The organism is Bowmanella sp. JS7-9 (assembly GCF_004329715.1).
Taxonomy (GTDB): domain Bacteria; phylum Pseudomonadota; class Gammaproteobacteria; order Enterobacterales; family Alteromonadaceae; genus Pseudobowmanella; species Pseudobowmanella zhangzhouensis.
The window spans coordinates 83,161-104,799 of sequence record NZ_JXSY01000003.1 but is presented as its reverse complement, the minus strand read 5'-3'; the positions used below and the strand labels follow the sequence as shown (position 1 = coordinate 104,799).

Genomic DNA, 21,639 nt, shown 5'->3' with positions numbered 1-21,639 from the left:
CTATGACCCAATTGATCCGCAAGTCCGTCGCCAGCGCTTTATTTGTTCTGAGCGGCACGGTGCTCGCCGGTGTGTCAACGGACACGACTGTCGAATTACCGGACCTGGTGCAGGAAGCACAACATGCAACGGCGGCTCAAAGGGTGTCATCGTTATTTACCCGGGCACACTACAAAGAAATCGAACTGAATGACCAGTTGTCTGAGGCAATTTTTGATCGTTACCTCAAACAACTGGATTACAGCCGCCATTTCTTTTTAGCCAGTGATATTCAAACGCTGGAAAAATACCGTGATGAGTTTGATGACATGCTGGCACGGGGCCGGTTAGACCATGCTTACAAAATTTTCGAACTCAACATGCAGCGCCGACTGGAGCGCTTCGAATATGCGATTACCTTGCTGGACACACCATTCGACTTTGAAAAGGCCGGTGATGTGTTTGCTTATGATCGTGAAGACGCCGCATGGCCAACCACGGTTGCTGAATTAAATGAATTATGGCGTCAGCGGGTTAAAAATGACGCGCTGAACCTCAAACTCAATGGCAAAGCCTGGCCAGAAATCAAAGAATTACTGACCAAGCGCTATCAACGTGCCATCAAACGTTTGGGCCAGACCCAGAGTGAAGATGTGTTTCAAACGGCAATGAATGCGTTCGCGCGCAGTATTGAAGCACATACCAGTTATTTGTCACCACGTGGCTCTGAACGCTTCGAGATGGAAATGAACCTGTCCTTTGAAGGGATTGGTGCCGTGCTGTCCAGCGAAGATGACTTTACCGTGGTACGCAGTATCGTCCCCGGTGGCCCGGCAGAGCTTTCAAACAAGATTAAGCCGGAAGACAAAATCGTTGGTGTGGCACAGGATGATGGTGAATTTGTCGATGTGGTGGGTTGGCGTTTAGATGAAGTGGTTGACTTAATCAAAGGCCCGAAAGGCACAACCGTCAGGTTGCAGCTGCTCAAACATTTATCAGATAGCAACGCACCAGTTGAAGTGTCGCTGACCCGCGAGAAAATCAAACTGGAAGATCGTGCTGCCAAGTCTGAAGTTTATGTGCCGGACAGTGGTCCACACCAGGGTGAAAAGCTTGGGATTATCGAAATTCCTTCTTTTTACAACAACTTAAGCGAAGATGTAAAAGTCGAAATTGCTAAATTAAAAGAGCAGAACGTCAAAGGAATTATCGTTGACCTGCGTGGCAATGGCGGTGGTTCGTTAAATGAAGCCACACTGCTTACGGGCTTATTCATCGACAAAGGGCCGGTGGTACAGATTCGCGATCAGGCCGGTCGATTAGAAGTGAAACAGGACGTAGACGGTGTTACCTATTACGAAGGACCGATGACCGTATTGGTGGATCGCTACAGTGCGTCTGCGTCGGAAATTTTTGCCGCAGCCCTGCAGGATTATGGCCGTGCCTTAATTATCGGCGAAAACACCTTTGGTAAAGGAACAGTACAACAGCATCGTCAATTAGGTCGCTTGTTTGACTTATATGAAAACCCATTAGGCGCAGTACAGTTTACTATTGCCAAGTTTTATCGCATCAATGGCGGTAGTACGCAGCACAAAGGTGTGATCCCTGATATCAAGTTCCCATCGGCGATTGAACCGGGGGAGTGGGGAGAGAGTCAGGCAGATAATGCCTTACCTTGGGATAGCATTCCTCGTGCGAATTATGTCACTGTGGCTGACCCTGTCGCTTCATCGCTGACCGTGCAGAAAAATTTCGAAACACGTATCGCCAGTAATCCGGAGTTCGCCTATTTGCGAGATGACATCGACCGTTATCGCAAGGAAAAGGACGATAAAACCCTGTCATTGGTCGAAAGTGTACGGATTGCTGAAAAAGATGAGCGTAACGCCCGTGCGTTACAGCGCGCTAATGAACGTCTGGCACGTTTAGGCCTGGAACCTATCGCTAAGTTGGAAGATGCACCAGAAGCACTGGATGACATTGACCCGTTTAAGCAGGAGGCTGTAAACATTACGTTCGATGTTATCTCCACAGGAAAATACGTATTTCAGCGTTAACCGATTGCAAGTACGGCTAAAACACGTTAATTAAAGATGCCGCTAAATGAGCGGCATCTTTTTAGGTCTGACAATAATAATCACAGGGCAAGCTTCAGGCCGGATTAAGCCCATAAATAATAATAAGTAGAAGGTAAATTATGAGTGCAAGAGGGCAGTTTTCCTCCCGTATCGGATTTATTCTCGCCGCGGCGGGTTCCGCCGTTGGACTGGGAAATATCTGGGGATTTCCCACCCAGGTAGCAGAAAATGGCGGCGCTGCGTTTGTGCTGATGTATATCATCCTCGCGTTCGTGTTGGCCTATCCGGTGTTAATGGCCGAATTACTCATTGGCCGCTACAGCCGTAGTAATATGGTTGATGCCTTGGGCAACCTGGGTGGTATCGCTGGCCGCGCAACAGGGGTATGGGGCTTGGTAACCGTATCTCTTATCCTGTCATTTTATGCCCTCGTTGCTGGCTGGATGATTGCCTATTTCGCCAGTCCGATTGCACAATTGCTTGGTATGCCGGATATAGCCAGTTGGTTAACGACCCAATCTGTCATGCGTGACGTGCTGTTTTGCGGATTGTTTTTGCTGCTAACTGCCGGGATTGTTCTCGGTGGGGTTAGTCAGGGTATCGAACGTTGGTCGGTGCGCTTAATGCCAGCCTTGTTTGTGATGATTCTGATTTTAATCTTCTATGTCGCCACACTGGATGGTGCAGCAGAAGGGTTCAAGCGTTATCTGGTACCTGATTTCGACCGTGTGTTTAAACCGGATTTACTGATAGATGCCATGGGTCAGGCGTTTTTCTCTATGTCACTCGGCGTTGGTACCATGCTGGTGTATGGCTCGTACATGAGTAAACAAGAGCGCATAACCAGTCTGGGCGCGTCAGTTGCACTGGTGGATATTGGTGTCGCGATCCTGGCCGGCTTATTAATTATTCCAGCCATGTATGTGGCTGCGCACAACGGCGTGCAGATTTTCAGCGACAGCAATACGCTGATTTCAGGCCCGCAGCTTATCTTTGCCGTACTACCAGCGCTATTCGATAGCATGGGGTCAGTCGGTATCTTTGTAGCGATATTTTTCTTTGCCTTGATGGTGGTTGCTGCCGTGACGTCTTCTATATCGATGCTGGAAGTCCCGGTGGCCTATGTGACCGAAAATAAAGGGTTTGGGCGCAAAGCGACGGTGTGGGTCATGACAGCGATCATTATGCTGGTCAGTACCGTTATCGCTAATAACTTCAATGCGCTGTTTGGTCTGGTAATCAATGCCACTACCAAATACAGCCAACCGCTGCTGGGCTTATGTCTGTGTATTTTTGCAGGCTGGGTGTGGAAGCGTGATCAGGCATTACAGGAACTGAAGGAAGGTAATCCTGATGCTGAAAACAGTTTATTTTGGAAAATCTGGCCGTGGTATGTGCGTTTTGTGTGCCCCGTGGTCATTATTGTGATGTTCTACCGCTCGCTCAGCGCTGCGTAAAACAATAAGAGGATGTGAGCGTGACTCAACAACACAAAACGCCGTCTCTGGCAGACGCCTTAATTCCCATCGCTATTCTGATTGCTCTGCTGTCGGTTTCAGTTTATTTGTTTGGTAGTGACTCTTCATATGGTCCCAATCAGATCGCATTGCTGATTGCGACCGGGATTACCGGTTTAATCGGCATCAAAAACGGCTTTAGCTGGAAAGAAATCGAAGAAGCCATGATTAATGGTATTTCGATTTCGCTTGGTGCGGTCCTGATCCTGTTAGCGGTAGGCTCTTTGATTGGTTCGTGGTTATTGGCAGGCACAGTGCCGACCTTAATCTATTACGGATTAGAGTTGCTCAATCCCTCCGTGTTTTATATGGCCACCTGCCTGATTTGCGCGATTGTTGCCATGAGTATCGGCAGCAGCTGGACCACAGCCGCTACGGTCGGCGTGGCGTTGATGGGTGTGTCGGGTGGTATGGGCATGGATCCTGCCGTTGCCGCCGGTGCAGTGGTATCCGGTGCGTACTTCGGTGACAAAATTTCGCCATTGTCTGAAACCACCAACCTGGCGCCTGCGGTAGCCGGTACCGAGTTGTTCGAACATATCCGCTACATGCTGTGGACCACGATTCCCAGCTTTGTGATTGCGTTAATCCTGTTCCTGATTATGGGTATGAATGGTGCCAGTGAAACCAATGTCGCTGAAATTCAATCTATGCAGGGTTTGCTGGCTGAAAATTTCAATATCAATTTATGGATGCTGGTGCCACTGATTGTGTTGCTGGCCATGGCGGTGCGCAAAGTACCTGCGTTTCCGGCAGTCAGCATAGGTGCATTACTGGGTGTGGTATGGGCGATTGTGTTTCAGCCAGACCTTATTCAGCGCCTTGGCGATAGCGATCAAAGCTGGCGCAATATCGTGGTGGTCAGTTGGACGGCATTATTTGATGGCGTGAAAATTACCACCGGTAACGCGGATATGGACGACCTGCTCAGTGGCGGCGGCATGTCTGGCATGCTGAATACCGTTTGGTTAATTATGTGTGCACTGACCTTTGGTGCGGTGCTGGAAAAAGTAGGCCTGCTAACCCGAGCCGTTTCTGCATTTTTAAAAGGAGCGAAAAGTGCAGGGGACATGGTACTGCGCACGATTTTGACGTGTTTAGGCACGAACTTGATTACTGCCGACCAGTACATGTCTATCGTTATGCCTGGACGCATGTACAAAAATGAATTCGCCAAACGTAACCTGCACCAGCTTAACTTATCACGTAGTTTAGAAGACGGCGGCACATTAACGTCGCCACTGATTCCCTGGAACACCTGCGGTGCTTACATGCATGGGGTGTTAAAAGTGGATCCATTTGCCTATATTTTCTATGCGTTCTTTAACGTGATTAGCCCGGTTATGGCCGTGATTTATGCGTACCTTGGCATAAAAATATTGCGATTAACGCCACCGGGTATGGAACCTAAAGCCAATACACAGGCATAAAAGATGATACAAGTTAAACGGCGGCTGGATTACCAGCCGCCTGCATTTTCGATTCCAAAAATTTCACTGACTTTTGAACTCGCTGATCAGGTAACCACTGTCCGCTCGACATTATCAGTTGAAAAATTCGACGACAGCCCGCTGATTCTGGATGGCACTGATCTGGAATTGGCTGCCATCATGGTAGATGGGACGCCGTGGCAAGACTACTCAGTTGATGAGCAACATCTCACCTTAAGGCAGTTACCCCGTCGCTGTGAAATCGCTGTACACACCCGTCTTTATCCTGAGAAAAACACCGCATTGGAGGGGCTATACCAGTCCGGCGGCAGTTATTGCACCCAGTGTGAGGCCGAGGGGTTTCGGCGCATTACCTACTTCCCCGACCGGCCGGATGTATTAGCCAGTTATACCGTGCGGATCGAAGCAGACAAGACGCGATATCCCAATTTACTCAGCAATGGTAATTGCGTTGAGCGTGGAGAGTTAGAAGAAGGCAGGCATTATGTTGTCTGGCACGATCCATTTAACAAGCCCTGTTATTTGTTCGCGTTAGTCGCCGGGCAATTTGATGTGCTGCGTGGCAATTATACAACCTCGTCTGGCCGTGAAGTGCAATTAGAGTTCTATGTGGATGAGGGTAACCTGCACAAAGCCGAATTTGCCTTACAAAGTCTGCAACGAGCCATGCGCTGGGATGAAGATGTATATGGCCTTGAGTATGATCTTGATGTGTATATGGTCGTTGCGGTCGACTTCTTTAATATGGGGGCGATGGAAAACAAAGGGCTTAACGTTTTCAATGCGAAATATGTGTTAGCCGATGCGGATTCAGCCACCGATACGGATTATTTTAATATTGAATCCATTATTGCCCACGAGTACTTCCATAACTGGACGGGCAATCGCGTTACTTGCCGTGATTGGTTCCAATTGAGCCTTAAAGAGGGCCTCACCGTTTTTCGCGATCAGCAATTCAGTGCGGATATGTCCAGTCCGGCGCTATGTCGCGTGCAACAGGCAAAAGTAATCCGTGAGCAGCAATTTGCTGAAGATGCCGGCCCTATGGCACACCCCATTCGCCCCGACGAAGTGATAGAAATGAACAACTTCTACACGGTGACGGTTTACGATAAAGGTGCTGAAGTTATTCGCATGCTGTTTAAAATGCTGGGTAAAGATGGCTTTCGCAAAGGCATGGATAAGTATTTCTCCCGTCACGATGGCCAGGCAGTGACTTGCGATGACTTTGTTCAGGCCATGGCGGACGCTAACCATCGTGACCTGACCCTGTTTAAACGGTGGTACAGTCAATCCGGTACCCCGCAGGTCAGTATCGAACAACGTTACGACCCAGAGCGTAAAAAGCTCTATTTGGATATCAGCCAACACACGCCTGCGACTATGGATCAGGCAAGCAAACGTCCATTACTCATTCCCATCGAGATCAGTGCATTAGACGAAGAGGGCCATCCTGTTTTACTGGATAGCCGAAAATCCCTGGTGCTTGAACTGGAACAGAAGCAACAGTCCTATGTTTTGAGTTGTGAACAGCCTTTTGCGCTTAATGTACTGCGAGATTTCTCCGCGCCGATCAAACTCCGTTTTTCACAAACAGCACAGCAGCGCCTGCATATTGCCTTGTATTCGGATGATGGGTTTAGCCGGGTAGATGCGATGCAGGGCTTATATCAGGAGGCGATGATCCGTTGTGCTAACGAGTCGAGTGGGCAGTGGGACTCAAACCGCGCACAGTCACTGATTGACGCGCAAAGGGTATTGCTAAACAGTGACGAAACCGATCTGGCGCTTTTGGCGGAAATGCTCAGCTTGCCGAGTTTTGAAACCCTGATGCAACTGGAAGAGCGCATCGATGTAGATGCCTTAATGCGTGCGCGCGATGGATTAGAGCCACTGCTTGCCTGTGCTAATGAGCCCCTTTGGCTGCGTCGCTTTGAGTCTATCCCACAAACTGACTATCAATATGAGCCATTACAGGTTGCTGCCCGCAAGCTTAAAAATCATTGTTTACTGCAAATGATGAATGCTAATCCGCAGCAATATGCTGAGGCGTGTAAGGCGCAATATCAGCAGGCTAACAATATGACGGATACGCTGGGGGCATTAAAAGCCGCGCAAAATACGTCTGAAACCTTATTTGATGAGTTGATGCAACAGTTTGAACAGCGCTGGCACCACGCGCCCACCGTCATGGATAAGTGGTTTGCCCTGCATGCTGGCGCCAAACGTAAAGATATTCTTAGCCGAATTGATTTATTGCAGGATCATGCAGTGTTTAGCTGGAAGAACCCTAATCGGGTGCGGGCATTGGTTGGCACCTTCGGCTTTTATAACCCGCACGGGTTGTATGCCGAAGATGGCAGTGGGGTTCGCTGGTTGACCGAGCAATTGATTCAAATTGATAAAATTAACCCTCAGGTAAGTGCTAGGTTGGTTACCCCATTGCTTAGCTTGACTAAATTGGACGACAAAAGACAATTACAATGGCGGCATGAACTGATGCGTTTGGCCGATCAACCAACCCTGAGCGTCGACTTATCCGAAAAGGTGCATAAGGCGCTGAATATTCAACATTAATTAAATGTATAACGAGTATTTCTTTCGTCTCGATGTCAGTTATTACGACTGTCAACGTCTTTACGCCGGCAACATTCCATCAGTGATCCTGACTGATGAGCGTGGCCGGCGCATTCAAATTGCTACCCGCTATTTGCGTAATTACATATCCAGCAACGGCATTCATGGCCGATTCAGGTTGCAAACCGATAATAATCACAAGTTTGTGAGTTTCCTCAAAATCACTTAAAGCCTTTAAAAGGCAGGAATTTTCCTATTTTCCAACTGGTAGGATTTCTTCTTGCTTACGGCGTTAAATGATGTAATGATTTTGTTAATTATTTGGCGTTTATCCGTTGTGCGCATGTTGTAAAACGGATAAATAAGGGGAGAACACAATAAATGATAAAAGGGCCTCACATGTTTAGAAAAACACCGCTGGCACTTGGTCTTGCAGCGCTGATGGGTGGTTCGGTTCAGGCGGCAAGCTGGAGTGAAGGTGACTGGACTGTCAGTTTCGATTCCAGTTTCTCACTGGGAACCAGTATTCGTGTTGAAGATCGCGACTGGTCGCTAATCGGTAACACAAACCACTTAAATCTGGATTGGAGCGGGTACAACGCCGCCACCAACACTAAATATCCTGCATCTGACATTTGGGCGCAAACCAATGGTAGTTACTCTACCAATGGTGATTTAAGTGACCTGATGTATGAGCCAGGCGAAGCTTTCTCAACTCTGTTTAAAGGGACGCATGAGCTGGATGTCAAATATAAAAATATGGGCGTCTTTGTACGCGGTATGTATTTTTATGACTACGAGTTAATGGAAGGTGATCGGGTTTGGGACAATCCAGTCTCAGGCGTGCGATTCGACCCGTGTTCTGACCCTCGCGCCAAAGAAGAATTGTGTACTGATGTGCGTTTATTAGATGCGTTTTTCTACGCTGATTTTGACTTAGGCGGTAAGCCTGTGTCTTTGCGCATCGGTGATCAGGTTGTTAGCTGGGGTGAAAGCACCTTTATTCAGCATGGTATTAACGCCATCAACCCGGTTGACGTTACCCGTGCATTAGCACCGGGTGCTGAACTTAAAGAAGTATTTATTCCTGTTGGGATGGTATATGGCTCTATTGGTCTGACAGATAACCTGTCATTGGCTGGTTACTATCAATACGCTTGGGAAAAGTCGCGTCTGCCACAGGCGGGTAGTTATTTCTCTACCAACGATTTCGCGGGTGAGGGTGGCTACGCCAACCTGATACAGTTAGGTTTTACGTCTAACCCAGATATTGATTTTGCTACCTTGTCGCACAACCTCAATGCCATCGGTCGTCAGGCAAAAGAACTCGCGGTAGCCTATGCAACCGGTCAAATTGACGCTGCGACCTATGCCGCTCAGAGTCAACTGCTGGGAAGCATGTATCTTGCGTATCCTACTAAGGTGGCAGTTCGCGCTTACGGCGAAGACGCGGATAAGAAACCGTCTGATTCTGGCCAATATGGTCTGCGCCTGACTTATTTCGCAGAAGAGTTTAATAACGGCACAGAGTTTGGACTGTATTTTATTAATTCTCACAGTCAACGTCCGTTAATCTCAGGTATTACTTCTGACTTTACTTCAGCAGGCATTGCAGCTGACATAGCGTATTTGGCGCAAAATACGATTACCAAAGATAATCTGACTGACCTGCGTGCGTTTACTAAAGCAGAATTCAATTATCCGGAAGACACCAAACTTTACGGTTTCAGTTTCAATACCATGGTGGGTGAAACTGCGCTTGCCGGTGAAATTGCATATCGTCAGGATGAGCCTCTGCAAATTGATGACGTAGAACTGCTGTATGTCGGTATGCCACAACAGCTAGCCAACGCAGGACTTCGTCCGGATTTAGCCGGTATATCTCAGATGAATGATTATCTGGGTTACAACGTTGGTCCGGGTGAGACTGCCCCAGGCTTTGTACTGGTTGATTCTGTTCAGGCTCAGATCACGGCAACCCACCTGTTTGGCCCAACTTTAGGTACCGATAACCTGGTAGTACTGGGTGAAGTTGGTTACGTGAAAATCGATGGCATGCCAGACCCATCTGTTTTGCGTATGAATGGTCCTGGTACTAACCGCAGTGGTCCGATTATCGGTAAAGAAGGTTTGCATGTCGGTCTGTCCAACGGTCCGGAAACCAATCCATTCCCAACAGATAGCGCATGGGGATACCGCGTGTTAGCTAAGGCTGACTTTAATAACGTGTTTGCAGGTATAAACATGTCAGTTCGCGGAACCTTCTCACATGACGTAGATGGTATTACGCCTGACCCAATGTTCCTGTTTATCGAAGACCGTAAGTCTTCCAGTGTGTCACTGGACTTCGATTATCTGAGTAAGTGGTCTGCATCATTCTCTTACAACGCTTACTGGGGCGGTGTAGGTACGACCAATACCTTATCAGATCGTGACTTTGTGTCTTTTAACATCAAGTATTCAATCTAGGGAGTTGTAATAGATGAAAAAATTAGCCCTAGTCGCGGCCGCGATGACACTGACTTTTACTGCCGGTACGGCAGTAGCCAAGGTGTCTGAGGCTGAAGCGGCAAAATTAAGTAACGAGTTAACCCCGATGGGCGCAGTGCGCGCCGGTAACGCAGATGGCTCTATTCCGGCGTGGAATGGTGGTATCACGTCTGCGCCAGCGGGTTACAATGTGGGTGACCATCACCCAGATCCGTTTACTTCGGACAAGCCACTGTTCGAAATTACCGCGAAAAACTACAAAGACTACGCAGAGTTTTTGTCTGACGGTCAGAAGAAGATGTTCGAGACCTATCCAGACACTTACAAAATGCCGGTTTATGAAACTCGCCGTAGTGGTTCGTTCCCGCAGTATGTTTACGAGGCCACCATCGCCAACGCAACTCGTGCGGAATTGGTTGAAGGTGGTAACGGTGTGAAAAACGCCGCTGTAGGTGTGCCGTTTCCTATTCCAGCCAATGGTTTGGAAGCGATTTGGAACCACATCCTGCGTTATCGTGGTGTAGCGATTCAGCGTTACGGTGGTCAGGCAGCGCCTACCGCAGGTGGCGATTACAATATCATCGGCTTTGATGATGTATTGCTGATGAAATACGCCGGTGAAGGTATGACGCCAGCCATGCTGGAAGCGGAAAACATGGTACTGAAGTTCAAGCAAAAAGTTACCGAGCCAGCGCGTTTGGCTGGTACGGCGTTGCTGGTACACGAAACCATGGATCAGGTGAAAGAGCCGCGTAAAGCGTGGACTTATAACACCGGTCAACGACGTGTTCGCTTAGCACCTAACATCGCTTATGATGCACCAGGAACGGCAGCTGACGGTCTGCGTACCACTGACGATTTCGATATGTTCAACGGTGCACCAGATATGTATACCTGGGAGCTGAAAGGCAAAAAAGAAATGTATGTTGCCTATAACAGCTATAAGTTGCACAGCGATCAGGTTAAATATTCTGACATCCTGAAACCAGGCCATATCAATCCAGATCTGACCCGGTTTGAGAAACACCGTGTATGGGTGGTTGAAGCAAACCTGAAAGAAGGTCTGCGCCATGTTTATCAAAAACGTGTATTCTACATCGATGAAGATAGCTGGCAGATCCAGGTTGCGGATATGTACGATAACCGCGGTGACCTGTATCGCGTAGCCATCGCGTACGGCCTGAACTACTACGAAATCCCAACGCAGTGGTCAACGCTGGAAGTTTACTATGACCTGAATTCTCGCCGTTATCTGGCGTTAGGTCTGGACAACGAGGCGCCGATGTACGATTTTACTATCAGACCTGATGATAGTGAGTTCACACCGCAGGCGCTAAGACGGGAAGGCCTAAGATAAACACCTCACAACGGTTGGCCTGGCCAACCGTTTTTTTTGCAATCTCGAGAGGACATTGCTGCTATGCAAAAGAAGTTTGTGTCAATCGCATGTAGTGTAATTGCCATGTCTAACGCAGCGCTCGCGACGGAGGCCTACATGGCTCCTTTAGCTGAGCAATCGTTACTGGCAGATATTCAAAAAATCAATGAAACAACATTGGTTGCGGTCGGTGAGCGAGGACACATTCTGATAAATACCAATAATCAGGGCTGGCAACAGCAACCCGTTCCTACCAATCAAATGTTAAATGCCGTCGATTTCGTTGACGACCAGCATGGCTGGGCGGTCGGCCATGACGCAATTATTCTGGCTACCGATGATGGTGGTCTGCATTGGACGGTTCAGCAAAATTTACCAGATTTAGAAAAACCTCTGATGGATGTGCATTTTTTTGATGCACAGCATGGCATCGCGGTGGGCGCCTATGGCCTATTTTATAGAACCCAGGATGGTGGACAAAGCTGGGTAAAAGAACTTCATGGCGAAGTATTACTTGAAGATGATCAGGCGTACTTGCAGGAACTGCGAGACGAAGATGAGCAGCTGTATTTGCAGGAACTGGCATCTGTTTTACCGCACTTTAATCGTTTATCGGCTGGCCGTGAAGGTCGACTTTATATGGCTGGGGAAATGGGTCTACTGGCCTTCTCCGATGATCAAGGGCGCAACTGGCAACGCATTGATGTTCACTACAACGGGTCATTTTTTGATGTGATGCAAGTGCCAAATGGCGAGGTTATTGCCGCAGGTTTACGTGGCAATATCTTTCAGTTAACCGACGGAGTGTGGCAACGTATCGATAATCCGACTAAATCATCCATCAACAGTATTGTAGCGGTTGATGCAGATACCACGGTATTTGTCGGTAATAATGGTCGCATCCTGACGTTAACGAAGGGCAAACTTTCTACCTTTCAGACAGAAGATGGAAAAGCCATAATCAATGCGCTCGCCAGCCCAAATGGATTGATTGCTGTGACTGAGTCCGGCATTAAACAACTGCCACTGAATAAATAATTATGAGTAATACCAATAAATTTATTTTTGCCTGCGAGAATGCGATTTTCTCTTTTCGTGCGCTGGTAGTCGGAATTTTTGTTCTGATTACGGTATTTTTGGCGTATCAGGCATCGCATCTCAAGTTAGACGCCGCGTTTACTAAAAACATCCCGCTGAATCACGAATACATGCAGAACTATATTAAGCATCAAAGTGATTTTGGTGGCGCAAACAACGTGCTGATTGCGGTATGTGATCGTGAGCACGACATGTTCAATACGCGCTTTTTTGACCGACTCAAAGCGGTGCATGAAGAAGTGTTTTATTTGCCCGGCGTAGACCGTGCTCAGGTCGTGTCGCTATTTGCGCCATCAACGCGCTTTACTGAAATCGTCGAAGGCGGGTTTTCAGGCGGGCCGGTTATCCCTTCAGATTTCAATTCCAGCCGTGATAAAGATCTACAGGTGGTCAAAGAAAACGTGGTGAAAGCGGGCATTGTAGGTCGTCAGGTTTCAGACGATTTTCACTGTGCCATGGTTACTGCGCGCCTGATGGAAATCAATCCTGAGACGGGCGAGAAGCTGGATACCATTGGATTTGCTGGCAAACTTGAAACCCAACTACGCGATAAATTCGAAGATGATGCCATTAGCCTGCATATCATCGGCTTTGCGAAAATGGTTGGTGATGTGGCCAATGGTGCAAAAGGCGTGGTGCTGTTCTTTGCCATTGCTATCGCCATTACCGGCATCATGGTGTACCTGTTTTCCAAATCATTGCCAAAAACTATTCTGGCGCTGACCTGTTCAGTGGTTTCAGTGGTTTGGCAGATGGGCTTATTGACGCTGTTAGGGTTTGGTCTGGATCCTATGTCAATTCTGGTACCGTTTTTGGTCTTTGCCATCGGCGTCAGCCATGGTGTGCAGATGATCAATGCCGTGGGTAAAGAGGTACGACGTGGCCTAAGTTGCCGGATTGCCGCAAGGCGCGCATTTGCCGGTTTGTTGGTGCCTGGTGGTATCGCACTGCTGTCTGACACAGTTGGTTTTTTAACCCTGTTGGTTATTGATATCGGTATCATCCGTGAATTGGCTATTACTGCGAGCTTAGGCGTAGCAGTTATCATTCTGACCAACCTGATTCTACTGCCGGTGTTACTGAGCTATGTGAGTTTGGGTGAGTCTTATAAGGCGCGCTTCTCCAAAAGTGACGGACGTCACAACCCGTTCTGGTTTGCTATTTCCAAGTTCGCAGAACGCAAACCGGCTGCGATAATTCTGGCCGTGACCGCTGCATTGTTCGTCGTGGGGTATTTTCAATCGCAACAGATGAAGATTGGTGACTTACATGCTGGTGCACCTGCACTACATGAAGACTCACGCTATAACCAGGATACATTCCTGATCACAGATAAATTCGCGATCAGCGTGGATTACATTTCGGTGTTGGTTGAGGCGACGCCAAATGCCTGTACATCTTATCCTGTGATGAGCGCCATCGACGAATTTCAATGGAAAATGGAAAACGTTGCGGGGGTTAACTCGGCCGTGAGCCTGGCATCGGTCGCGAAAATCGTCAATGCCGGTTACAACGAAGGTAACCCGAAATGGCGGGTATTGCCGCGTAACCAGCAAACCTTGGTGCAGGCGATTAGCCGGGTTCCAACCACGTCTGGTCTATTGAATGGCGATTGCTCTGTAATGCCGGTGATTATCTTCTTAAATGATCACAAAGCGGAAACCATTGAGCGAGTGGTAGAGGCGGTCAAACAATTCCGCACCGAGTATCAAAGTGACGACCTTAAGTTCCAACTGGCATCCGGTCCTGTTGGGGTGATGGCAGCCACCAATGAAGCGGTCAAAGACGCTCAGCAGCCCATGATGTGGTACGTGTTTGGCGCAGTGATCTTGCTGTGTTTACTCAGTTTCCGCTCGCTGCGAGCCACGTTATCCGTGGTTATCCCGTTATACGTGGTGTCGGTATTGGCACAGGCTTTGATGACGAAACTGCAAATTGGTCTGACAGTGTCAACGCTGCCGGTCATCGCGCTGGGCGTGGGGATTGGTGTGGATTACGGGATTTACATCCTCTCAACCATGAATGCCAAGTTAAAACAGGGCGTTGCAGTTCGTGAGGCCTATTTACAGGCGTTGGAAGAGCGGGGCAGTGCAGTATTGTTTACTGGGATCACCCTGGCAGTTGGTGTGAGTACCTGGGTATTCTCGGCGCTTAAATTCCAGATGGATATGGGGATTTTGTTGACCTTTATGTTCGTGGTAAACATGTTGGGTGCAATTATTGTATTACCGGCACTTGCCGCGTTTTTCTGGTCAAATCAGAGCAATTCGACCAAGGTTGGCGACTAAGTTGCAAAAATGTAAACAAAACCTACCAAAAGGCCGCTAAGCGGCCTTTTATTTTGCTTCTATTGTGCTGATAAATTCGAGACAATATTAAAAACACCTTGTTTGTCAAACTCTTGCCAAGCCTCTGCTAGAATTGAGGCTGGCGAAGTCGTCAATCGGATAATTACATGGCAAATGCTCAAACACCCTCGGTCGTGCTGGATAATGTTTACAAACTTATCCAACAAAAAGTAGATAAAAAACAATCACCTCTTGTTACCCAATTCGCCCGCATTCTTTTTAGCAATATTTCTAAAGATGATTTAGAAAATCGCAACGATAGTGACCTGTATGGCGCTACCCTGAGCTTGTGGAATAAATTCGCGCAATATGACGGTCAGGCACCGCTGGTTAAGGTGTTTAACCCTGAAGTGGATACCCATGGCTGGAAGTCCAGTCATACTGTGGTTGAGATTATCGTTAACGATATGTCTTTCTTGGTGGACTCAGTGCGTATGGCACTGAACCGGATGAATATTGCTACTCATCTGCTGCTGCACACGCCCGTACTACTAAAGCGGGATGAGGACAATAAAGTCAGTGAGTTTATCGCTAAAGATAAGAACTCAGACCAAAACTTAAAACAAACCATATTCATGATTGAGATTGACCATCAGAGTCAACCTCAGGCGCTGCAAACTATCGCAGAGGAGTTAATTTCTGTAGTCGAGGAAATCTCACTGGCAGTGAATGACTGGCAGCCAATGCGTGACCGACTGTTGGATATCATTGCACAATACAAAGATTATCCGATGCCACAAGGCGAACAGGTCCGCCAGGAAATCATGCAATTCCTCAAGTGGGTCTCGGATCATAACTTTACCCTCATGGGCTACCGCAGTTATGAGTCGAAAGCGATCAAAGGCGATTACCGTTGGGTACCAAATGTAGACTCCAGCCTGGGTCTGATGAAGCGTTCCATTTCTCCACGTGACCGCTTGTTATCAAATATTCCCTTATCTGCCCGTGAAGAAACACTCAGCAGTAACCCTCTGATCCTAACTAAAACTAATAGCAAATCACGTGTGCACCGCAATGCTTATATGGATTACATCGGCATCAAACGTTTTGATGAAAGTGGTCGGGTTATTGGTGAAGACCGCTTTATCGGTCTGTATTCATCGGCATTTTATAACCGCAGTGCCACGGATTTACCGATTTTAAGTAAGAAAATTGAGCGTATTTGTCAGCGTTCGGGCTTTGTTAACGGCAGCCACGCGTATAAAGCGTTCGTCAACATTCTCGAAACCTATCCGCGTGATGAATTACTGCAGGCGCGTGAGTCTGAATTGGAACAAATTGCCACGGGTATTCTGCAAATGCAGGAGCGGGGTATCTCGCGTCTGTTTGTCCGCCGTGATCCGTTTGGCCGTTTCTTCTCGTGTATGGTGTATGTACCTCGGGAGCGCTACAACACGGCACTGCGTATTGATACACAGCGTTTGCTGGCTCAATCATTTGGTAGCGATCGTGAAGTGGAATTCACGACCTTCTTCTCCGAATCCGTCTATGCGCGTACCCATTACATCGTGCGGGTTGTAAACAATAATGTGGAAATTGATGTGAAGGAAATTGAAAAGAATCTCATCGAGCTGTCCAAAGGATGGAACGATAAACTCACTGCGGCATTGAAATCCAGCCATGGTGAAGCCACCGGTAAAGCGCTGGATAATCTGTATGGTGACGCGTTCAGTCGTAGTTACAAAGATCACAACCTGCCGAGCACCGCAGTTGTTGATATCGAGAAAATTCAGGGATTAAGCGAAAGTAAAACTCTGGATATGCTGTTCTATCGTCCACTGGAAGAGAACGACAGCAGTGATCTGGTTAAGTTAAAGCTGTTCCACTTACACGCGCCGATTCACTTATCGGATGTATTGCCAATGCTGGAGCATTTTGGTCTGCGCGTAATTGACGAAAGCCCCTATCAGGTTAAAACGGCTAATGGCACTGTAAGCTGGATCATGGACTTTACGATGCTGCACAAAAACAGCACGCATATGAGTCTGGATAAAGCACAAGGGTTATTCCAGGAAGCCTTCTCTCAGGTATGGAATAAGCAACTGGAAGATGACAGCTTTAACCGTTTGGTGTTGGGGGCCGGTATGCTGGGGCGTACGGTGACGATTCTGCGTGCCTATGCCAAATATATGCGTCAAACCGGTAGTTCATTCAGTAAGGACTATATTGCACGTACGTTGGACAGTTATCCGAATATTGCGAAATTACTGACTGATTTGTTTGATTTGCGCTTTAATCCGTTTATCAAACGCAATGAAAAACGCGTTGAAGAAACCATTGCCACTATTAAACATGAACTGGAAGCGGTGAATAACCTGGATGATGACCGGATTATCCGTCGCTATATGGACATGATTCTGGCGACCCTTCGCACCAACTTCTATCAGAAAGATGCGGAAGGTAACGACAAGCCGTATATCAGCTTTAAAGTGCAGCCTGATCTGATTCCGGAAATGCCGCTGCCATTACCTAAGTTCGAAATTTTCGTCTACTCACCTCGGGTTGAAGGTGTGCACTTGCGCGGTGGTAAAGTTGCGCGTGGTGGCTTGCGCTGGTCTGATCGTATGGAAGATTTCCGTACCGAAGTATTGGGTCTGGTTAAGGCCCAGCAGGTTAAAAACACGGTGATCGTGCCGGTCGGTGCCAAAGGTGGTTTTGTATGTAAAACACCACCGACGGAAGGTGGTCGTGCCGCGTTTCTGGAGGAAGGTAAAGCCTGTTACCGTATCTTTATTCGTAGCTTGTTAGATATTACTGACAACATTGTCGCAGGTGACATAGTGCCGCCTAAAGATGTGGTGCGTTTAGATGAAGACGATCCGTATCTGGTTGTAGCGGCGGATAAAGGAACCGCCACGTTCTCTGATATCGCCAATGGCATTTCAGAAGAGTACAACTTCTGGTTAGGCGATGCGTTCGCATCAGGTGGTTCTGTAGGTTACGACCATAAAGGCATGGGCATTACTGCTCGTGGCGGTTGGGAGTCGGTTAAACGTCATTTCCGTGAAATGGGTATTGATTGTCAAACCACCGATTTTACCTGTGTGGGTATCGGTGATATGGCCGGTGACGTATTTGGTAACGGCATGTTGTTATCAGAACATACGCGTCTGATTGCAGCCTTTAACCATTTACATATTTTCTTCGATCCGAATCCAGATGCGAAAGCCAGCTTTGCTGAGCGTAAACGTTTGTTCGAAAACCCTCAGCTCAGCTGGGAAGATTACGACGCCAAACTCATTTCAAAAGGCGGTGGCATTTTCCATCGTAGTGCTAAGTCAATCAAATTGACCGCTGAAATGAAAAAATGTCTGGGTACCAGTCAGGCGTCAATGACGCCGAGTGAACTGATTAAAAACATCCTGAAAATGGAAGTGGATTTAATCTGGAACGGAGGGATCGGTACCTACGTCAAATCAACCAAAGAATCTCATGCCGAAGTAGGCGATCGCGCTAACGATGACTTACGGGTTAACGGTAAAGATTTGCGCGCCAAGATTTTTGGCGAAGGCGGAAACCTGGGTTGTACTCAGTTAGGTCGTGTGGAATACGCCATGCACGGTGGCCGCATCAATACCGACTTTATCGATAACGTTGGTGGGGTGGACTGTTCGGATAATGAAGTGAATATCAAAATCCTGCTCAACACCCTGGTTGCTGATGGCGACATGACGCTTAAACAGCGTAATAAATTGCTGTATGAGATGACCGATGATGTTTCGCGTATTGTGTTGCAGGATTGCTACCGTCAAACCGGTTCTATCTCTGTAACACACCGTGCTGGTGTGAGTATGCTCAAAGAAGAGTTGCGCTTTATTCACGGCCTGGAAAAAGAAGGTTACCTGAACCGCGAGTTGGAATTTATCCCATCTGACGATGAAATCTCGGAGCGTCTGGCTCAGGGCACCGGTCTGACCCGCCCGGAACTGGCTGTGCTGACTGCCTACGGCAAAATGGTGTTAAAAGAGAAGCTCAACATCAGCGAGATTACCGATAATCCATTCCACGCCAAGTTACTGCCAGAGGCTTTCCCGCCGGTACTGCGTCAGAAATACGCGAAACAAATGCAAAACCACCCACTGCGCGGTGAGATTATTGCCACCAAACTGGCAAACAATCTGGTTAACGACATGGGCATGAACTTTGTTCACCGCCTACAGGAAGAGACGGGCGGTAATGTTGCGGAAATCGCTCATGCATACGCCATCGTCAAAGGGGTGTATGACGCGCAGAGCCTGATTGACCAAATCGAAAAGCTGGATAATCAGGTTCCTGCAGACGTACAGATGCATATGCTCAATCAGATCCGTCGTAATTTACGCCGCTCATCTCGTTGGTATTTACGTCACGGTCAGAAAGGCATGGACATTCAAAAGGCTATCGATTTTTATCGTCCAGCCAGTGAAGACCTGCTGAAAAACTGTGCGGATTACCTGATGCCTGATGAATATAAAGGCCTGGTAAAAGATAGCGAGAAGCTGATTGGCAAAGGCGTGCCAAAAGAGTTGGCATTCCATGTCGCCTGTTTAAGTACGTTGTTCTCTGCGTTTGACCTGGCGCAGGTGGCTGAGCAGGAGAAAGCTGAGCGAGCCAAAGTTGCGAGCCTTTACTTTAAGTTGGGTTACAAGCTCGAGATTCACTGGTTCCTTGAGCAAATCAACAATCAGGACGTGGGCAACCACTGGCAGGCACTGGCGCGCGCTTCCTATCGTGAAGAACTGGATTGGCAGCAGCGCTCACTCACTACGGTACTGATTCGCTATGGAAAAGACATGGCGGATACAGATACAATTCTGGATGAGTGGATGCAGGCACATCAATACCTGCTGGAACGCTGGACGAATATGATGTACGAATTCAAAACCAGCACCACACACGAATTTGCCAAGTTCTCAGTGGCATTGCGTGAATTGATGCTACTTAGTGTTAATTGCGGTTAATCCCCGCCTTACGCTAGTTACGTTAAAAGCCTCGGTTCGCCCGGGGCTTTTTATTATCCAAAATAAAGGGGCTTAATTTTGTACGGTATTTTAAAAAACTTGTTGTTCAGTCTGGATGCGGAAACGTCACATAACCTCACCATGGATAGCCTCAAGTGGACGCAACACAATTTCCTCTCGTCCTTTTACACGCAAAATTTACCGGAAAAGCCGGTTGAACTATTCGGCCTTCGTTTTAAAAATCCGCTTGGTTTAGCTGCTGGGTTAGATAAAAACGGCGAGTGCATCGATGCCTTTGCAAAAATGGGATTTGGTTTTATCGAAGTAGGGACGGTTACACCACGTCCGCAAGCCGGTAATGATAAACCACGTTTATTCCGCCTACCTGAGAAGCAGGCGATTATTAATCGCATGGGATTCAACAATAAAGGGGTGGATTATCTGGTCGAGCAGGTTAAGCAGGCTGAATACGACGGTGTGCTGGGTATCAATATCGGTAAAAACAAAACTACTGAAGAGCAAGATGCCCTGAGTGATTATCTGATTTGTCTGGAAAAGGTTTATGCCCATGCCAGTTACGTGACGATCAATATTTCCTCACCCAACACCCCTGGATTGCGGAATTTGCAGCATGGCGATGCGCTGGCGCAATTGCTCGGTGGATTGAAGTCGGCGCAGACCCGTCTGTCCGATCTGCATGGAAAATATGTGCCGTTGCTGGTCAAAATCGCCCCAGATTTATCTGATGAGGAATTGTTTTCCATGGCAGATAATTTTGTCAGCTCGGGTATCGATGGGGTAATAGCGACAAATACCACATTAGATCGTAGTCAGGTTCAGGGCCTTAAACATGCCAATGAAGCAGGGGGCTTATCCGGTTCGGTGTTAACCGTGCAAAGCCAAACGATCTGTGAAAAATTAATCGCTCGACTTGATGGTGCAATGCCAGTGATCGGGGTAGGGGGTATCGACTCGCCGACCGCGGCACAGCAGCGGATCAAGGCGGGATCGCCTTTGATCCAGTTGTATTCTTCATTGATCTATCAAGGACCGGATCTGATCGCCAAGATCGTAAAGTCTTTATAATGATCCTGTTTAAAGACTCACAAAAAAGAATTAAATATTCCTTTAAAAACATGATCTTAACGTTAAGCTGTTACGAACGGTGCTTGAGCAACTGAATGGAAAATCGCAATGTTACAACCAAGTAAAGACTGGTGTTGGTACTACGATAAGACACAGGATTGTCTGGCGATTGAGTTGTCTGACGAGATGGTATTTATGACGCCATATCGTGCGAAACAACTGAATCCGGATGCTCAGGACCGCCAGGGTTTCAGTCTGGAAGATATGCAGTTTTATATTGAAGTGACAGAGAAGTTGCAGGTGCATGCGGGCGAGTTCAGCGCCGCCCAATTGACCCAAATTGCACTCAATGCCACGGCGGTACAAAAGTTCTATAAACCGCAAATGCCCAAGAGTTGGTATTTCAATCGTCAGTCATATGCCGGAGTTCATGCCGGGCTGGCATTGTTAGAAAACATCGATGGGCAAGGTTTAGTGTTACAAGTAGAAGCTGACCAACACGCCAGCCTGTGTATGCTGATTAGCGCCAGCATGCTGTTGGATGGACAAAAATCCCTTAAGCAATTTGAGGTGATCAAGGTCATGCACAACTACTTATATCCCTATCTGCCAGACGCACCGTTAGCGCGGTACGCCTAATCCCCTTGATAGCCCCACAATTGGGGCTTTTTTTTTATCTGTGCGGTATACTTGC

Annotated in this window: 12 protein-coding genes; all 12 read left to right on the top strand. The window is 47.7% G+C overall.

Translation table 11 applies throughout. From position 1 onward, the window contains the following. The first annotated feature begins 2 nt into the window (after positions 1–2). The 12 genes from prc to TK45_RS02315 all read left to right on the top strand — a co-directional run bounded on the left by prc (position 3) and on the right by TK45_RS02315 (position 21,584). A complete protein-coding gene (gene prc / locus TK45_RS02370) occupies positions 3–2,039 on the top strand; it encodes a carboxy terminal-processing peptidase (RefSeq protein ID WP_131257022.1) in 2,037 nt (678 codons plus the stop codon). 140 nt (positions 2,040–2,179) lie between these two features. Continuing rightward, positions 2,180–3,517 (top strand): sodium-dependent transporter, encoded by a 1,338-nt coding sequence (locus TK45_RS02365; protein ID WP_131257021.1) that lies wholly within the window; start codon positions 2,180–2,182, stop codon positions 3,515–3,517. 20 nt (positions 3,518–3,537) lie between these two features. Further along, complete coding sequence (nhaC, locus tag TK45_RS02360; protein ID WP_131257020.1) at positions 3,538–5,007, top strand: Na+/H+ antiporter NhaC; 1,470 nt, start codon at positions 3,538–3,540, stop codon at positions 5,005–5,007. Positions 5,008–5,010: 3 nt separating this feature from the next. Beyond that, positions 5,011–7,605, top strand: a complete 2,595-nt coding sequence (gene pepN, locus TK45_RS02355; RefSeq protein WP_131257019.1) for an aminopeptidase N — start codon at positions 5,011–5,013, stop codon at positions 7,603–7,605. Between the two features lie 4 nt (positions 7,606–7,609). After that, positions 7,610–7,834, top strand: a complete 225-nt coding sequence (locus TK45_RS02350; RefSeq protein WP_131257018.1) for a DUF2835 family protein — start codon at positions 7,610–7,612, stop codon at positions 7,832–7,834. Positions 7,835–7,986: 152 nt separating this feature from the next. Beyond that, positions 7,987–10,074, top strand: coding sequence for a DUF1302 domain-containing protein (locus tag TK45_RS02345; protein ID WP_131257017.1), 2,088 nt, complete (start codon positions 7,987–7,989; stop codon positions 10,072–10,074). A 13-nt stretch (positions 10,075–10,087) separates the two neighbouring features. After that, a complete protein-coding gene (locus tag TK45_RS02340; RefSeq protein WP_131257016.1) occupies positions 10,088–11,452 on the top strand; it encodes a DUF1329 domain-containing protein in 1,365 nt (454 codons plus the stop codon). Positions 11,453–11,590: 138 nt separating this feature from the next. Beyond that, the gene (locus TK45_RS02335; RefSeq protein ID WP_254426522.1) at positions 11,591–12,511 is read left to right on the top strand and encodes a YCF48-related protein; all 921 of its coding nucleotides are present in this window, start codon (positions 11,591–11,593) and stop codon (positions 12,509–12,511) included. 2 nt (positions 12,512–12,513) lie between these two features. Further along, a complete protein-coding gene (locus TK45_RS02330) occupies positions 12,514–14,859 on the top strand; it encodes an RND family transporter (protein WP_131257014.1) in 2,346 nt (781 codons plus the stop codon). Positions 14,860–15,026: 167 nt separating this feature from the next. After that, positions 15,027–19,859, top strand: coding sequence for an NAD-glutamate dehydrogenase (locus TK45_RS02325; protein WP_131257013.1), 4,833 nt, complete (start codon positions 15,027–15,029; stop codon positions 19,857–19,859). A 78-nt stretch (positions 19,860–19,937) separates the two neighbouring features. Then, entirely contained in the window at positions 19,938–20,945 is a 1,008-nt protein-coding gene (gene pyrD / locus TK45_RS02320; protein WP_131257012.1) for a quinone-dependent dihydroorotate dehydrogenase, read from the top strand. Between the two features lie 108 nt (positions 20,946–21,053). Further along, positions 21,054–21,584: a cell division protein ZapC domain-containing protein gene (locus TK45_RS02315; protein WP_131257011.1), complete on the top strand. Its 531-nt coding sequence runs from the start codon at positions 21,054–21,056 to the stop codon at positions 21,582–21,584. Positions 21,585–21,639: the final 55 nt, after the last annotated feature.

Excerpts from the sequence above, each read along its gene's own strand:
- prc (WP_131257022.1), top strand. The coding sequence starts at position 3 with ATGACCCAATTGATCCGCAAGTCCGTCGCCAGCGCTTTATTTGTTCTG.
- TK45_RS02365 (WP_131257021.1), top strand. The coding sequence starts at position 2,180 with ATGAGTGCAAGAGGGCAGTTTTCCTCCCGTATCGGATTTATTCTCGCC.
- pepN (WP_131257019.1), top strand. The coding sequence starts at position 5,011 with ATGATACAAGTTAAACGGCGGCTGGATTACCAGCCGCCTGCATTTTCG.
- TK45_RS02350 (WP_131257018.1), top strand. The coding sequence starts at position 7,610 with ATGTATAACGAGTATTTCTTTCGTCTCGATGTCAGTTATTACGACTGT.
- TK45_RS02345 (WP_131257017.1), top strand. The coding sequence starts at position 7,987 with ATGATAAAAGGGCCTCACATGTTTAGAAAAACACCGCTGGCACTTGGT.
- TK45_RS02340 (WP_131257016.1), top strand. The coding sequence starts at position 10,088 with ATGAAAAAATTAGCCCTAGTCGCGGCCGCGATGACACTGACTTTTACT.
- TK45_RS02335 (WP_254426522.1), top strand. The coding sequence starts at position 11,591 with ATGGCTCCTTTAGCTGAGCAATCGTTACTGGCAGATATTCAAAAAATC.
- TK45_RS02330 (WP_131257014.1), top strand. The coding sequence starts at position 12,514 with ATGAGTAATACCAATAAATTTATTTTTGCCTGCGAGAATGCGATTTTC.
- TK45_RS02325 (WP_131257013.1), top strand. The coding sequence starts at position 15,027 with ATGGCAAATGCTCAAACACCCTCGGTCGTGCTGGATAATGTTTACAAA.
- TK45_RS02315 (WP_131257011.1), top strand. The coding sequence starts at position 21,054 with ATGTTACAACCAAGTAAAGACTGGTGTTGGTACTACGATAAGACACAG.